Annotated in this window: 13 protein-coding genes and 2 riboswitches; of the genes, 7 read left to right on the forward strand and 6 right to left on the reverse strand. The window is 72.1% G+C overall.

What is annotated here, in order from left to right; translation table 11 throughout:
* Positions 1-87: 87 nt before the first annotated feature.
* On the reverse strand, positions 88-1,566 hold the full coding sequence (locus tag QP090_RS25880; protein WP_285942004.1) for a flavin-containing monooxygenase: 1,479 nt from the start codon (positions 1,564-1,566) through the stop codon (positions 88-90).
* A gap of 84 nt (positions 1,567-1,650) precedes the next feature.
* Between QP090_RS25880 and QP090_RS25885 the strand changes: the two genes are divergently transcribed.
* Positions 1,651-2,298 carry a TetR/AcrR family transcriptional regulator gene (locus QP090_RS25885; protein ID WP_285942005.1) on the forward strand — a complete coding sequence of 216 codons (648 nt, stop codon included), beginning with the start codon at positions 1,651-1,653 and terminating at the stop codon, positions 2,296-2,298.
* A 13-nt stretch (positions 2,299-2,311) separates the two neighbouring features.
* Here QP090_RS25885 and QP090_RS25890 read toward each other — a convergent pair whose 3' ends face one another.
* Positions 2,312-2,980, reverse strand: coding sequence for a TetR/AcrR family transcriptional regulator (locus tag QP090_RS25890; RefSeq protein WP_285942006.1), 669 nt, complete (start codon positions 2,978-2,980; stop codon positions 2,312-2,314).
* 137 nt (positions 2,981-3,117) lie between these two features.
* Here QP090_RS25890 and QP090_RS25895 point away from each other — a divergent pair, with 137 nt between their 5' ends.
* Both QP090_RS25895 and QP090_RS25900 read left to right on the forward strand, forming a co-directional pair.
* A complete protein-coding gene (locus QP090_RS25895; RefSeq protein WP_285942007.1) occupies positions 3,118-4,227 on the forward strand; it encodes a ferritin-like domain-containing protein in 1,110 nt (369 codons plus the stop codon).
* 36 nt (positions 4,228-4,263) lie between these two features.
* Positions 4,264-5,127, forward strand: coding sequence for an SDR family NAD(P)-dependent oxidoreductase (locus QP090_RS25900; protein ID WP_285942008.1), 864 nt, complete (start codon positions 4,264-4,266; stop codon positions 5,125-5,127).
* 45 nt (positions 5,128-5,172) lie between these two features.
* Here the strand turns inward: QP090_RS25900 and QP090_RS25905 are convergent, their stop codons facing one another.
* Complete coding sequence (locus tag QP090_RS25905) at positions 5,173-5,865, reverse strand: TetR/AcrR family transcriptional regulator (protein ID WP_285942009.1); 693 nt, start codon at positions 5,863-5,865, stop codon at positions 5,173-5,175.
* Positions 5,866-6,017: 152 nt separating this feature from the next.
* Here QP090_RS25905 and QP090_RS25910 point away from each other — a divergent pair, with 152 nt between their 5' ends.
* A complete protein-coding gene (locus QP090_RS25910) occupies positions 6,018-6,989 on the forward strand; it encodes an AurF N-oxygenase family protein (RefSeq protein WP_285942010.1) in 972 nt (323 codons plus the stop codon).
* A 370-nt stretch (positions 6,990-7,359) separates the two neighbouring features.
* On the opposite strand, the gene QP090_RS25915 is transcribed toward QP090_RS25910, so the two are convergent.
* A complete protein-coding gene (locus QP090_RS25915) occupies positions 7,360-8,169 on the reverse strand; it encodes a hypothetical protein (RefSeq protein WP_285942011.1) in 810 nt (269 codons plus the stop codon).
* A 125-nt stretch (positions 8,170-8,294) separates the two neighbouring features.
* On the opposite strand from QP090_RS25915, the gene QP090_RS25920 reads away from it, so the two are divergent.
* Together QP090_RS25920 and cds1 are read left to right on the forward strand one after the other, a co-directional pair.
* Positions 8,295-9,917, forward strand: coding sequence for an ATP-dependent DNA ligase (locus QP090_RS25920; protein WP_285942012.1), 1,623 nt, complete (start codon positions 8,295-8,297; stop codon positions 9,915-9,917).
* Between the two features lie 88 nt (positions 9,918-10,005).
* Complete coding sequence (gene cds1, locus QP090_RS25925) at positions 10,006-11,124, forward strand: L-cysteine desulfhydrase Cds1 (protein ID WP_432763077.1); 1,119 nt, start codon at positions 10,006-10,008, stop codon at positions 11,122-11,124.
* Between the two features lie 248 nt (positions 11,125-11,372).
* On the opposite strand, the gene QP090_RS25930 is transcribed toward cds1, so the two are convergent.
* Positions 11,373-12,674 carry a M50 family metallopeptidase gene (locus QP090_RS25930; RefSeq protein WP_285942013.1) on the reverse strand — a complete coding sequence of 434 codons (1,302 nt, stop codon included), beginning with the start codon at positions 12,672-12,674 and terminating at the stop codon, positions 11,373-11,375.
* A gap of 123 nt (positions 12,675-12,797) precedes the next feature.
* Positions 12,798-13,625 carry a transporter substrate-binding domain-containing protein gene (locus tag QP090_RS25935; RefSeq protein WP_285942014.1) on the reverse strand — a complete coding sequence of 276 codons (828 nt, stop codon included), beginning with the start codon at positions 13,623-13,625 and terminating at the stop codon, positions 12,798-12,800.
* A 288-nt stretch (positions 13,626-13,913) separates the two neighbouring features.
* Between QP090_RS25935 and QP090_RS25940 the strand changes: the two genes are divergently transcribed.
* Positions 13,914-14,324 (forward strand): hypothetical protein, encoded by a 411-nt coding sequence (locus tag QP090_RS25940; RefSeq protein WP_285942015.1) that lies wholly within the window; start codon positions 13,914-13,916, stop codon positions 14,322-14,324.
* 88 nt (positions 14,325-14,412) lie between these two features.
* Positions 14,413-14,509: riboswitch (glycine riboswitch) on the forward strand.
* A gap of 4 nt (positions 14,510-14,513) precedes the next feature.
* Positions 14,514-14,593: riboswitch (glycine riboswitch) on the forward strand.
* The last annotated feature ends 3 nt before the right edge of the window (positions 14,594-14,596 follow it).

Below are 14,596 nucleotides of genomic sequence, written 5' to 3' on the forward strand. Positions count from 1 at the left end.
AGAAGGATCTCGTCGGTCAAAGAAGAACGCTACCCGGCTGCCTGACCGGCGGTCGGCCGACCACGTCCGCCCGGCCGTCCCGGCGGATCAGGGGGTGAGGATGAACTCCTCTTCCCTGGCCTTGCGGGAGCCGGCCCAGAACTCGAAGGTGTGCCCCGGCCACAGCGTGCGGTTGACGCCGCCGGCGTCGAGATACCAGCTCTGGCAGCCGCCCTCGTTCCAGACGGCGCGGCGCAGGCGGCGCTGCAAGCGGTCGTTGAAGCGGCGGGACGCCTCGGGCCTCGGCTCGATGGCGTCGGCGCCGCGCTCCTGGAGCAGGCGCAGGCAGCTCAGCACGTGCTGGATCTGCACCTCGACCATGAAGACGACCGAGTTGTGGCCGAGGCCGGTGTTCGGGCCCAGCAGGAAGAACAGGTTGGGGAAGCCGGGGACGGTAGTGCCGCGGTGCGCCTCGATACCGTCCGCCCAGGCGTCCTGGATCTTCACTCCGCCGCGGCCGACGACGCGCATCTCGGCGAGGGCGTCGGTCACCTTGAAGCCGGTGCCGTAGATGATGCAGTCGACCTCGTGCTCGCGGCCGTCGGCGGTGACGACGGAGTGCTCGCGGACCTCGGCGATCGCGGCGGTCTCGACGTGCACGTCCGGCCGGGTCAGCGCCGGGTAGTAGTCGTTGGACAGCAGGACGCGCTTGCAGCCGATGGTGTAGTCGGGCGTCACCTTGGCGCGCAGCCCGGGGTCGGGGATCTGCCGCTGGAGGTGCCAGCGCGCGAGCCGCTCCATCGGGCCCGACAGCCGCGGGTCGATGGTGAAGCCGACCGCGCGGGCCTCCAGCGTCCAGTAGATGCCGTGCCGGAACGCGCGGGCGGCGCCGGGGACCCTGCCCAGCGCGGCGCGGACGGGAGCCGGGATCGGCCGGTCCGGCTTGGGCTGGATCCACGGCGGGGTGCGCTGGAACAGCACCAGGTCCGCGGTCCGCTCGGCGATCTGCGGGACGAACTGGATCGCGGACGCGCCGGTGCCGATGACCGCGACGCGCTTGCCGGCCAGGTCGTAGGAGTGGTCCCACTCGGCGGAGTGGAACGCGGTGCCCCGGAACCGCTCGATGCCGGGCAGGTTCGGGTACGCGGGGACGTGCAGCGCGCCGACCCCGGAGACGATCGCCTTGGGCGTCAGCACGGTGCCGTCCGCGAGCGTGACGTTCCAGCGCCGGGCGTCGTCGTCGTACTCCATCGCGTCGACGGCGCAGCCGAAGCGGATGTGGTCGCGGACGCCGTACTTGTCGGCGGTGCGCTCCAGGTAGGAGCGAATCTCCGGCTGCGGGGCGAACATCCGGGTCCAGCCGGTGTTGAGCTCGAAGGAGAAGGAGTACATGTGCGACGGGACGTCGCAGGCGCATCCGGGGTAGGTGTTGTCGTGCCACGTGCCGCCGAGCGCCCGGCTCTTCTCGAGGATCACGAAGTCGCGAAAGCCGGATCTGCGCAGCCGGATGGCCATCCCCAGCCCGGCGAAGCCGGAGCCGATGATGACGATCGCCGGAGCGCGCCCGCTGCTGTCCCACTCGACCATGACCTGTTCCTCTCAGGTAACCTACTCTCGGTAAGTTACTAGGAGTAGCTTACTGACGATAGGTCCAACAGTTAGGGTTCTCCTGTGAGTAGCGCCACACCGGGTCCTCCGGGCGCCCCGCCCGCGCCGCGCCGCCGCCGGATGTCCCGCGCCGAGCGCGAGCGCCAGATGTTGGACGTGGCCGAGGAGGTCTTCGGCGAGCACGGCTACCGGGGCACCTCGATGGACGAGATCGCCGACCGCTGCGGCGTGTCCAAGCCGATGCTCTACGACCACTTCGGCTCCAAGGACGGGCTGCTGCTGGCCTGCATGACCCGGTCCAAAGCCGAGCTGTACGAGGCCACCCAGAAGGCGATGGCCGGCGCGACCGCGCCCGAGGACGTCCTGTGGCGCGGGATGGTCGCCTACTTCGCCTTCATCGACGCGCACGGACGGTCGTTCGTCATGCTCCGCGACGAGCTGATGGCGACGCCCCCCGAGACCGCCGACGCGATGGAGGCGACCCGGCGGCAGCAGAGCACGCTGATCGCCGGGGTGCTGGCCGCGTTCGCGCCGGCCGCGCCCGCGGACGCCGTCGACGCCTTCACCGAGATCATCGTCGGCGGCTGCGAGCGCCTGTCGCTGTGGCGGACCCGCCGGCCCGAGGTCTCGGTCGAGGACGCCGCCCGCTACATGACCGACTTCTGCCTGCGCGGCCTCAGCCCCTACCTCGACGCCCGCACCGCGGGGTAGGGCCGCTCACCGCTCACCGGGACCGCGGCAGGCTCTCCAGGGCGTTGACGAGCAGGTCAAGGCCGAACTCGAAGTCGGTCTCGGGGTCGTGCCGGGCGAGCTGCGGGGCGAGCGCGATCACGTGCGGGAACTCGTCCGGGTCGAGCCGGGCGAACTCCTCGGCGCCGTCGCCCGGCAGGCGGTCGAACTTGCGCACGGCACCGATCTCGCGTAGCTGCGCGCCGAGCGCGTACGCCAGCAGCGCGCGCATGATGCGCACCGAGGTCTCGCCGTCGAACCCGGCCGACTCGGCCAGCGCGAGCGCGCGCTCGGCGGGGCGCAGCCCGGCCGAAGTGCCGATCCGGTGGGTGAAGACGACGTTCATGCAGCGCGGGTGGTCGTGCGCGACCTTGCGGAACGCGCGGACGAGCGCGCGGGCGCGTCCGGTCCACGGCTCGTCCGGGCTGCAGTCGAGGTCCATCCCGGCCACGATGTGCTCGGCCACGCCCTGGAGGAGCGCGTCCTTGTTGGGCACGTGGTTGTAGAGCGACATCACCGCGACGCCGAGCTCGCCCGCGACCCGGCGCATCGAGAGCGCGTCGGCGCCCTCCCGCTCGATCAGCCCGATCGCGGCGTGCACGATGCGCGCGCGGGTCAGCGCGGGACGCCGCCCGGCCCGCCCGGAGTCCGCGGTCCTCGTCATCGCCCGTCCTTCCCCCGTCGGCGCCGGCCACCCGGCACCGGCCACCGTTGACATCGGCAGGTGGCGGTGACACCGTACGTACATCGTACGCATGACGTACATCGTACGTACGTCAGTGCCCTCCGAGAGGAGCGCCCATGTCGACCCATGACCTCTACACCGCCCCCGTCGACACGTCCACCTGGAACGTCCCGCTGGCCGGCGACGCCCGCTTCACCTGGGAGTACGGCGACGGGCGCGACCGGCTGCTGGCCCTCTACCAGAAGGGCAAGGACAAGCAGTGGGACTCGGTCAAGCGGATCGACTGGGACCTGGAGGTCGACCCGCACGACGTGCTCGGCGTCCCGGACCAGTCGCTGGCCATCTACGGCACCCGGTACTGGGACGCGATGAGCGACCGGGAGCGCGGCGAGCTGCGGCTGCACTCCTCGTCCTGGCAGTTCTCCCAGTTCATGCACGGCGAGCAGGGCGCGCTGATCACCGCGGCCCGGATCGTGGAATCGGTGCCGGACCTGGACGCCAAGCTCTACTCGGCCACCCAGGCCATGGACGAGGCCCGGCACGTCGAGATCTTCAGCCGGTTCCTCCAGGACAAGGTCGGGCTGGTCTACCCGATCAACACCAAGCTCCAGGACCTGCTCGCCGAGACGCTGGACGACTCCCGCTGGGACATGCCCTACCTCGGCATGCAGGTGCTGATCGAGGGCCTCGCGCTGGCCGCCTTCGGCGTCATCCGCGACATCGCCGCCCGGCCGCTGCCGAAGCAGATCCTCGCCTACGTGATGCAGGACGAGGCGCGGCACGTCGCGTTCGGCCGGATGGCGCTGCGCGACCACTACCGGGAGCTGACCGCGCCGGAGCTGAAGGAGCGCGAGGAGTTCGTCATCGACGGCTGCCACCTGATGCGCGACCGCATCCGCGGCCGGGAGGTCTGGACGAACTTCGGGATCCCGCCGGCCGAGGTCGACGCGCTGGTGGCGGACTCCCCGTACACGCGGATGTTCCAGAGCCTGCTGTTCAGCCGGATCGTCCCGTGCGTCCGCGACATCGGGCTGTGGAGCCCGCGCATCCGGGCCACGTTCGAGGAGATGGGCGTGCTGGAGGCCTCCAAGGCCGACCTCGACGCGCTGATGGGCGCGGACGAGGAGATCGCCGAACGGCTCGACTCCGAGCGGTTCGCCGCCGAGGAAGCGGCCCGCAGGGCCGAGGTGGACGCGGTCATCGCCGCCGCGGAGGCCGGTTCCTGAGTACGGTTGGATCTCCCCACCCCCTCGGAGGTGTCCATGCCACTCGCGCACTTCGACGGCGCGCTCGCCGTCGTCACCGGAGCCGGCGCCGGTATCGGCCGGGCCACCGCGCTGGCGCTGGCCGAACGCGGCGCCACCGTGATCGCCGCGGACGTCGACCTGGCCGCCGCGGAACGCACCGTCACGCTGGCCAAGACGCTCGGCACGGGCGGCGCCGCCCACCGGGTGGACGTCTCCGACGCCGCCGCGATGGAGGCGTTCGCGGCGGAGGTGCGGGAGGCCCACCGGGTCCCCGACATCGTCGTCAACAACGCGGGCATCGCCGTCACCGGCTCGTTCCTCGACACCGGCACCGCCGAGTGGGACCGCATCCTCGGCGTCAACCTGTGGGGCGTCGTGCACGGGTCGCGGCTGTTCGGCAAGCAGATGGCCGAGCGGGTGAACGCGCTGCCCAACAAGCCGGAGAAGCCCAACTACGGCGGCCACATCGTCAACATCGCCTCCGCCGCCGCGTACGCGCCGTCCCGGGCGCTGCCCGCGTACTGCACGACCAAGGCCGCGGTGCTGATGCTGAGCGAGTGCATGCGCGCGGAACTGGCCGGCTCGCGGATCGGCGTCACCGCGGTGTGCCCCGGGTTCACCAGCACCGGCATCGCCCGCAACGCGACCTTCGCGGGCCTCGACTCCGCCGGCGCCGGCGCCCTGCGCAAGCGCGGCGAGAAGGCGCTGCGGATGCGCGGCTACCCGCCGGAGAAGGTGGCCGAGCGGATCGTCCAGGCCATCATCAAGAACAAGCCGCTCGTCCCGGTCAACTTCGAGGGGCACGTGCTGCGCGCGCTGTCGCGCGTCTCGCCCGCCTCGCTCCGGCTGCTGGCCCGCGTCCCCGCCCCGCAGGGCTGAGCCCGGCGGGCGGCCCCGGCCCCGGCCCCGTCGCGGCGCCGCCGGTCAGCCGTGTTCGGGGCGGGGCAGCCGGACGCCGTGCTTCCTGGCGAGCCCGCGGTACATCGGCACCACGTACTCGCGGGCGTAGCGGCGCGCGTCCTCCAGCGTCTCCAGCGGGACGACGCTCTGCCGGGTCAGCACGAACGACAGCGTGACGCGGGCGCCCAGCTCGGCGATCATCGCGATGTCCCGGGCGGCCTCCGGGGTGATCTCCGCGTCGCCGAACATGGCGCGCCGGATCAGCGCGGCACCGTGGTCGCGGGCGGCCTCCACCACCGGGCCGCCCTGGACGGTGAGGTAGGGGACGATCGCCTCGGGCTCGGTCTGGAGCAGCCGGTTGAGCAGCACGTGGCCGCGCAGCCAGCTCAGCGAGAACGACACCGATTCGACGATCTGGTCTTCGACGTCCGCCCGCGCGGCGATGGCCGCGTCCTGCTCGGCCTGGAACCGGCGCAGCTCGCGCAGCAGCACCGCGGCGACCAGGTGCTCCTTCTTCGGGAAGCGCCGGTAGATAGTGATCCGGGACAGCCCGCCGCGGCGGGCCACGTCCTCGACCGTCGAGCGCCGCAGCCCGAAGTCCTGGAACTGGGCGAGCGCCGCGTCCAGGATGCGCCGCGCGGTCTCGTCATGCCCGCCGGGCCCGTCACCGGTCGGCGGCTCGCCTTCGAGCGCCTTGCGCAGCAGGTCCAGGACCACGCCCGCACCCCTCTCCCGAATGTGATGTGGGTCTCCCCCGGAATGCCCCGGCCACACCTAGATACAAACTTACAGAGAATGTATCTTCTGTTTCAGATCGGCCCGGAGCTCGCAGCATATCCGTGCGCCCCGCCGGCGAGAGGAGTCGGACCATGACCGCCCCCGCCCCGTCCAGCGACCACCGCAGGCCCGCGACCCGCACCGCCGAGATCAGGTGCCGGGACGGGAACCACACACTGGAGCTGACCGACCGCGAGGTGGTCGCCGAGCGGCTGCTCCGCAGCTCGCGCCGGCACTCCTTCGACCCCGACACCGACGTCGGCTGGGACGCCGCGCAGGACCCCGACCGCTTCTACCTCCCGCCGCGACTGGTGTCGATCTACGAGACCCCACTGTGGGACGGGCTCTCCCACCGGCGGCGGGTCGAGCTCAGCAAGCGCGAGATGTGCAGCATCGCCTCGTTCGGCATCTGGTCGGAGATGCTGCTCATGAAGGCCCTGCTCACGCACGTCTACCGGCACCGCTACGACAGCGACCACGTCGGGTACGCGCTGACCGAGATCGCCGACGAGTGCCGGCACTCCCGGATGTTCGGGCGGATGGTGCGGACGTGCGGGCTGCGCACGCACCGGCCGCGCGCCCTGGAGTACCAGGCCGCCAAGCTGACCGGCATGGTGTACGACCCGATGCCGATGTTCGGCGGGACGCTGGCGGTGGAGGAGTTCACCGACGCCTTCCAGCGGCTGACCTTCCCGGACGAGACGATCCAGCCGATGATCCGCCAGGTCACCCGGATCCACGTGATCGAGGAGGCCCGGCACATCCGGTACGCGCGCGAGGAGCTCAAGCGGCTGGTCGCGGAGGCGCCGCCGATGCGGCGGCGGATGGCCGGGTACGCGCTGGCGCGGATGACCCGGATGACGGTCGCGCAGGTCGTCCACCCGTCCTGCTACACCGCCGTCGGGCTCGATCCGGGGCTGGCCCGCCGGGTGGCCGCGCGCAGCCCGCACCGCCGGGCCACGATGGCGTGGGCGTTCCGCAAGTGCACCGGGTTCTTCGACGAGATCGGGTTCCTGGACGGCCGGGCCAGGGACGTGTGGGCGCGCGCCGGGCTACTCGAATGAAACTGCAACCGGTTCCATTCATTGTCGGCCGAACGTCACATTAATCGATGGCACGATCGGTCATTTACCGCCGCGTCGCGCAATCGCCGTTCGGTCGGGGCCGCTTTTACCACCGCAAGGGCCGCGGAGCGATGTTCGCTCCGCGGCCCGTCGACGCCAACCTCATTGCTCACCTGGATCCGCTAGACCCAGGACACGCCAACCGGTGGTGCGCTCACTTCGTCGACCTCCTCCTCCCCAGGCTTACCTGGCGCCGATCCCCCGCCTTCGCACGGGTACCCGACCGGCGCCTCCCTCCCCTTTACAGAAACACCTTAGGAGCTATTGACAACGCATATGCCATGATCGGCCGATTCAGGTCAGAAATGTGTTAAGCAAGCGCGGCCAGCACTTCTCTGGCGGCACCGGTCGCGTTGCCCAGGCAGGTCCGTTCGCGGTCTTCGGCCTTCGCCTTGCCGGTCACCTGCTCGCTGTAACTTACCGTTATCACCACATTGCCGACACGCGCGGTGATCTGCCCGACGGCCGTCGGCTGCCCGCGGTCGACCTTGAACCACGCGTACGCCTCGTCGCCGATCCCGGACCGGCGCTCCAGCCGCACCGTGCGCTCCAGGGTGGCGTCGTGCGCGGCCTTCCAATGGGCGGCGACATCGTCCCCCGCGGCCCGCTCCGGCGCGCCCGCGCCGCCCGCCTTGTACAGGCGCCCCTCCACCCGCAGCCACTGGGATCGGAATCCGTCGCTGGAGGAGGCGGAGGTGTAGGTGCACGTGCCGTAGGTCGAGTCGCCGCTCGCCTGCTGCTGCGCCTTCGGCACGAGCCGCTCGACGGTGCCCTTCCGCACCATGCCGCACGGCTTCGGAAGCACCTTGTAGAGCGGCGCCGCCTGTTCTGGAGGGGCCGCCGTCCGGGACGGCGACGCCGAGGAGGACGACGGCGCGGGCGACGGGGCCGGCCCGCCGCCGGACGGGCCCGGCCCGGACCCGCCCGCGGACGGCTCCGGCGGACGCGCCACCTGCCGCTCCCCACCGCCCGGGGCCAGCACGAACACCGCCACCGCGGCGGCCACGAACGACACCAGCGCGATCAGCAGCGCCAGCAGCTTCGGCCGCCGGGCCCGCTTCGGCGGCTCCGGGGCCGAGTAGGGTCGCTGGAACGACTCCTCCTGCCGCGAAAGGCCCACTCCCCGGCTCCTCACTCCGCGCGCTGGCTGGACCGGTCCCCACCCTCGAAAGGTAATCAGCCCGGCGCCGGCTGACCAGGCCCCCGGCCGAGCCGGATGTCGGACCCCCTGGCCACAATGGGAAGGTGCTGCTCGCCGAGATCGCCCGGACCTCACAGGCCACGGCCGGCACCTCCGGCCGCAAGGCCAAGGTGCAGGCGCTGGCCGCGTGCCTGCGCGCCGCCGATCCCGCGGAGGCCGCCATCGTGGTCGCCTACCTGTCCGGCGAGCTGCCGCAGCGCCAGATCGGCGTCGGGTACGCGGCGCTGCGCGACGCACCACCGCCCGCTGCCGAGCCGTCCCTGACGGTACCGGAGGTCGACGCCGCGTTCACCGCAATCGGCGCCGTCGCCGGCAAGGGCGCGGTCGCGCGGCGGCGCGAGCTGGTGTCCGCCCTGTTCGGCCGGGCGACCCGCGCCGAGCAGGGGTTCCTGGTCCGCCTGCTCTCCGGCGAACTGCGCCAGGGCGCGCTCGACGGCGTGATGGCCGAGGCGATCGCGTCGGCCGCCGCGGTTCCCGCCGCGCGGGTGCGCCGTGCGGCGATGCTGCGCGGCGCCCTCGGCCCGGTCGCCACCGCCGCGCTCGCCGGCGGCGCCGCGGCCCTCGACGCGTTCACCCTCGAGGTGGGCCGCCCGGTCAAGCCGATGCTCGCCGCCTCCGCGCCATCGGTCGGCGAGGCGTTCGCCAAGCTCGGCGACGGAGACGGGGGCGAGGACGGGGGCGAGGTCGCGGTCGAGTGGAAGCTCGACGGCGTCCGCGCGCAGATCCATGTCCGGCGGGGTGAGGGCGGTCCCGGTGAGGGCACGGTCCAGATCTTCACCCGCACGCTCGACGACATCACCGGCCGGCTGCCCGAGGTGGTCGAGGTGCTGCGCGGGCTGCCGGTCCGCGACGCGGTCTTCGACGGCGAGCTGATCGCGCTCCGTCCGGACGGCCGCCCGCAGCCGTTCCAGGTGACCTCGGCCCGCACCGCGACCCGCACCGGCACGCGCGCCGAAGAGGGCGCGGCGGGCAAGGGGAGCGCGGCGGGCGGCGCCGGGGGCGCGCGGGCGGTGCCGCTGGCGGTGTTCCTGTTCGACGTCCTGCACCTCGACGGCACCGACCTGCTCGACGCGCCCGGCGCCGAACGGCATGCGGCGCTGGCCCGGGCCGTCCCCGAGCGGCTGCGGATGCCGCGGATCGTCACCGCGGGCGCCGAGCGGGCCGCCGGATTCTTCGCCGACGCGATCGAGCGGGGCCACGAGGGCGTGCTGGTCAAGTCGCTCCGCTCCCCCTACACCGCCGGACGGCGCGGCGCCGGCTGGATCAAGGTCAAGCCCCGGCACACCCTCGATCTGGTGGTGCTCGCCGCCGAGTGGGGGCACGGCCGCCGCGAGGGGCTGCTGTCCAACCTGCACCTGGGCGCCCGCGACCCCGCGACCGGCGGGTTCGTGATGCTCGGCAAGACGTTCAAGGGGCTCACCGACGCGCTGCTGGCCTGGCAGACCGAGCGGCTGCGCGAGCTCGCCGTCCGCGAGGACGACTGGACCGTCCACGTGCGGCCCGAGCTCGTCGTCGAGATCGCGTTCGACGGCGTCCAGCACAGCACCCGCTACCCCGGCGGCATCGCGCTGCGCTTCGCCCGCGTGCTGCGCTACCGCCCCGACAAGACGGCCGCCGAGGCCGACACCATCGACACCGTCCGCGCGGTCGCGCCCGTGATGGACTGACGCGGGACGGATCGGCGCAGAACGAGCCGGCGCGGGACGCAGGGCGCATGACGACGCAGCACGGCCGGGTGGCCGGGATGGGACGGGAATGAACGATGGGGACGCGGGCATGAGCCGGATGGTGGACCGCTGCGACCCGGGATGCCGGGCGTGGATCTCCGAGGCCATCCGCAAGGTCGAGGCCGACGCCAACCGCAGCGCCGACACGCATCTGCACGTGTTCCCGCTGCCGCCCGAGTGGGGCATCGACCTCTACCTCAAGGACGAGTCGGTGCACCCGACCGGGTCGCTCAAGCACCGGCTGGCGCGGTCGCTGTTCCTGTACGGGCTGGCCAACGGCTGGATCCGCGAGGGCACCACGATCATCGAGGCGTCCAGCGGGTCGACCGCGGTGTCGGAGGCGTACTTCGCGCGGCTGCTCGGGCTGCCGTTCGTGGCGGTGATGCCGGCCTCGACCAGCCCGGAGAAGATCGGGCTGATCGAGTTCCACGGCGGCCGGTCGTACCTGGTCGACGACCCGTCCACGATCTACGACGAGTCGCGCCGGCTGGCTCGCGAGTGCGGCGGGCACTTCATGGACCAGTTCACCTACGCTGAGCGGGCCACCGACTGGCGCGGCAACAACAACATCGCCGAGTCGATCTTCGAGCAGCTCCGGCTGGAGCGCTTCCCCGAGCCGGCCTGGGTGGTCGTCGGCGCCGGCACCGGCGGCACCTCGGCGACGATCGGCCGCTACGTGCGGTACCGCCGGTTCCAGACCCGGCTCGCGGTGGTCGACCCGGAGGGGTCGGCGTTCTTCGGGTCGTTCGCCGACGGCGATCCGGACCGCACCGCCGCCGGGTCGCGCATCGAGGGCATCGGACGGCCCCGGGTCGAGCCGTCGTTCCTGCCCACCGTGATCGACCGGATGGTCCGGGTGCCCGACGCGGCGTCGGTCGCGGCGATGCGGTGGACGAGCGAGGTCAGCGGGCGCAGCGTCGGCGGCTCGACCGGCACCAACATGTGGGGCGCGGCCGAGCTGATCTCCGAGATGCGGGTGCGCGGCGAGCGCGGCAGCGTGGTCACGCTGATCTGCGACGGCGGCGAGCGGTACGCGGGCACCTACGGGTCGGACGCCTGGCTCGCCGAGCAGGGCCTCGACGTCGCCCCCTACCTGGAGACGCTGCGCGGGTTCCTCAAAACCGGCGAGATGCCCACCGCCCGCTGAACGGTCCCGCCCCCGCCTCCGGTGTGGCGGGGGCGGGGTGAGGCTCGGGCGGGCCGGGCTTTTAGAACACGAGCTAGCTGGGGCCTGTCCCAAAGTGCCTCAGCTGTCGCGCGAGCGTGTTACCTGGCCGGTGAGGCGAAGCCGCAGGCGAGCCTCACCGGCCAGATCGCGAAGCGATGTCGCGCTCGCCCAAGCCAGGTCGGCGTCCGAGCCGCCAGGCGAGGACGCCGGGCCGGGATTGCATAGAACTAGCCGTTGAAGCGGATGGGGTTGACCAGGTCGGCGTAGATGAGCAGGCCGCCCATGACGACCAGCACGGCGGCCATCACGTAGGTGACCGGCAGCGCCTTGGCCACGTCGACGTAGCCCGGGTCGGGGCGGCCGAAGAGGCGGGCGAAGAACTTCTTGAGGCCCTCCAGCAGGGCGCCGGCCATGTGCCCGCCGTCGAGCGGCAGCAGCGGGACGAGGTTGAACAGCGCGACCGCCAGGTTGAGCGAGCCGAGCAGCATCACGAAGTAGGAGATCTTCTCGGTGGAGGAGAGCTTGTCGGAGGCGGCCACGTCGCCGCCGATGCGGCTGACGCCGACCACGCCGACCGGGCCGTTGGGGTCGCGCTCGGCGTCGCCGAACGCCGCGTTCCAGATCCCGACCATCTTCTGCGGCATCCGGACCAGCGCGCCCGCGGTGTGCTTGGTCAGGTCGCCCATGGTGGACGCGACGGCGCCCGGCCCCTGCCGTTCGAGCCGCTGGATCGGCGTGATGCCGAGGAAGCCGACGTTGACCACCTTGTCGGTCTTCTTCAGGTCGTACATCTGGTTGCGGGTGATCGGCACGCTGAGCGCGAGCGTCTTGCCGCCGCGCTCGATCGTCAGCGGCACGGTGCGCCCGCCGGAGTCGCGGATCATGCCCTGGAGCTCGGAGTAGGAGTCGATGCGCTTGCCGTCGAAGCGGGTGATCTCGTCGCCGGGCAGCAGCTTGACCTGCGCGGCCGGGGTCGGCGGGGCGCCCGCCGGGCACGTGTCGGCCGCGGTGGCCTGGTCGGCGCGGACCATGCAGGCCGACACCTCTTTGATCACCGGCTGGGGTTGCTGGGTGCCGATGCCCATCAGCAGGACCGCGAAGAAGAGCACCGCGAGCAGCAGGTTCATCGCCGGGCCGCCGAACATGATCAGCAGCTTCTGCCACCACGTCTTGGCGTAGAAGACGCGGTTCTCGTCGCCGGGCCGGACCTCCTCCAGCGCCGCGCCGCGGGCCGACTCGATCAGCCCCTGCCACGGGCCGGTGCTGATCTGCCGCACCTGGCCGGGGGCGTCGCCCTTGCGCGGCGGCAGCATCCCGATCATCCGGATGTAGCCGCCGAGCGGGATCCACTTCACGCCGTACTCGGTCTCGCCCTTGTGCCTCGACCACAGGGTCGGCCCGAAGCCGACCATGAACTGCGTGGTCCGCACGCCGAAGAGCTTGGCGAACGAGAAGTGTCCGAGCTCGTGCAGCGCGATGGACGCCAGCAGGCCGAAGAACAGGATCAGGACCCCAGCGAGCCAGCCCATGCGTTCAGCCCCTCCGGTCATGCACCCCGCATGCCGGGGGGTGATCTCCAACAACCAACTCAGCGTACGTCATACGCCCTGTGCGCGACCGCGTGCGAACCGGCCCCGGCGCCCACCGGGAGGCTAGTCGCATCCCTCGAACTGCGGCACCTCGATGATCGAAGTGTCCAGCCCGGTGCCGCCGAACCACTTGCTCGCCAGCTTGGACGCGGTCTTGTCCTGGTACATCTGCGTGATCGCCCTGTTGAGCGCCTCGCAGCCGTCCAGGTCGCCCTGCCGGATCCCGATCCCGGTGTTCTGCTCGCTGATCTTGACGTTGACCAGCCGGGGCTTGCGCCCGGACTCGCGCTTGATCAGGCCCGCCAGGATCACGTCGTTGGTGCTGATCGCGGCGACGTCCCCGGCGCGGAACTTCTCCATGCACTGGTCGTAGTTCTCGGCCCGGACCAGTTGGACGGTCATCCCCTTGAGGGCGAGCAGCCGCGCCGTCGGGTCGACCCCCTGGAGGGAGCAGAACTTGCGGCCCTTCAGGTCGCGCACCTTGGTGACGCCGGTGTCGCCCGGCTGGACCATGATGTCCTGGTAGGAGTTGTAGTACGGGCCCGCGAACGCGATCTTGTCCTTGCGTTCCGGGGTGACCGACAGGGTCCCCAGGACCAGGTCGGCCTTCTTCTCCGTCTTCCCCGTCTCCTTCGTCAGGACCGAGATCCGCTCGTCCGCCGTCACGGGCAGGAACCGGATGCGGCGTTCGAGCTTGGCCGCGATGTAGTGCGCGACGTCGATGTCGAACCCCTCGAGTTTCCCGTCCGGGCGCTTGTAGCCGAGCGAGGGCAGGTCGGTCCGGACCCCCACGACGAGGGTGTCCTTGTCGAGGATCGAGTCGCCGCCCGCTGATCCGCAGCCCGCGGTCAGCAGTCCGGCCACCAGGACGATCGCCGCGAAGAGCCGCATCCCCACCCCCAGGGCACTCAGGTCGGTCCGACACCTGGTTCCATGCGGATCCGGGCAGTGGCCCGAAATTATGCTGAACCCCCGCACGCCACCACAAGTGCCGGTGCCCCGGTCCGCGCCCTGTGCCCGCCGATGCCAAAAAATCGCCGGACAGTACTCATCCTCGGCAGTATCGGGGCGGGTCCCGCGCCCGGATCATGACGCTTCGGCCCGTGTATCCGCGCGGGCCCGGCCGACCCGCCCGGTCGGCCGACGCCCGGTGACCCCGCCCCGAGAGGACAGCACCCTGTGAAGTTCCCCCTGAGCAGAAGGCACCTGGCACTGCTGGCACTGGTCCCGGCCCTGGCCCTGACCGGCTGCGGCGGCGGCGACGGGGACGGCGACGGGGGGAAGGCCGCGCCGCAGCCCTCCACCTCCGCGGCGCTCTCCCTCGTGTCGCCGCCTCCGGCCACCACCCCGTCCGGTGGCGGCGCCGGTGCCGGGACCGGCGCCGCGGCGCCGCCGCAGCCCTCGGCCTCCGGCGACCCGCGCCAGGCCCCGGCCGTCCAGTTCAACGACTGCGTCCGCAGGCAGGGCGCCGGCCTGCCCACTCCCGGGCAGACCCGGCGGCCGACGCCGGAGGAGATCAAGAAGGTGCAGGAGGCCCTGCGGACGTGCGTGCGGACGATGTCCAGCCCGCCCTCCGCGCCCGGGAACTGACCCGGCCCGGCCGCCGCCGCCGCACGTTCCCGCTGGCAGCGGCGGCTGGTACCCGGTCGTGGGCGCTGCTAGCCTGGCTGGCAGCCGACGATCCCGTGCGGGAGAGTCCCCGGCCGCCAGCGCGGGGACGCCGAAGGAGCAAATCCTCCCCGGAACCTCTCAGGCCCACGGACCGCACGGAGCAGGCGACCTCTGGAAAGCGGGGACCCGGTCCCCCGCCGAAGGTGCAAACCCCGCGGGGTGAAGCTCTCAGGCGCCGATGACAGAGGGGG

Origin of the sequence: Actinomadura xylanilytica, from assembly GCF_030283145.1 — a bacterium.
Taxonomy (GTDB): domain Bacteria; phylum Actinomycetota; class Actinomycetes; order Streptosporangiales; family Streptosporangiaceae; genus Spirillospora; species Spirillospora xylanilytica.

Excerpts from the sequence above, each read along its gene's own strand:
- QP090_RS25880 (WP_285942004.1), bottom strand. The coding sequence starts at position 1,566 with ATGGTCGAGTGGGACAGCAGCGGGCGCGCTCCGGCGATCGTCATCATC.
- QP090_RS25935 (WP_285942014.1), bottom strand. The coding sequence starts at position 13,625 with ATGCGGCTCTTCGCGGCGATCGTCCTGGTGGCCGGACTGCTGACCGCG.
- QP090_RS25900 (WP_285942008.1), top strand. The coding sequence starts at position 4,264 with ATGCCACTCGCGCACTTCGACGGCGCGCTCGCCGTCGTCACCGGAGCC.
- QP090_RS25890 (WP_285942006.1), bottom strand. The coding sequence starts at position 2,980 with ATGACGAGGACCGCGGACTCCGGGCGGGCCGGGCGGCGTCCCGCGCTG.
- QP090_RS25930 (WP_285942013.1), bottom strand. The coding sequence starts at position 12,674 with ATGGGCTGGCTCGCTGGGGTCCTGATCCTGTTCTTCGGCCTGCTGGCG.
- cds1 (WP_432763077.1), top strand. The coding sequence starts at position 10,006 with ATGAACGATGGGGACGCGGGCATGAGCCGGATGGTGGACCGCTGCGAC.
- QP090_RS25910 (WP_285942010.1), top strand. The coding sequence starts at position 6,018 with ATGACCGCCCCCGCCCCGTCCAGCGACCACCGCAGGCCCGCGACCCGC.
- QP090_RS25895 (WP_285942007.1), top strand. The coding sequence starts at position 3,118 with ATGTCGACCCATGACCTCTACACCGCCCCCGTCGACACGTCCACCTGG.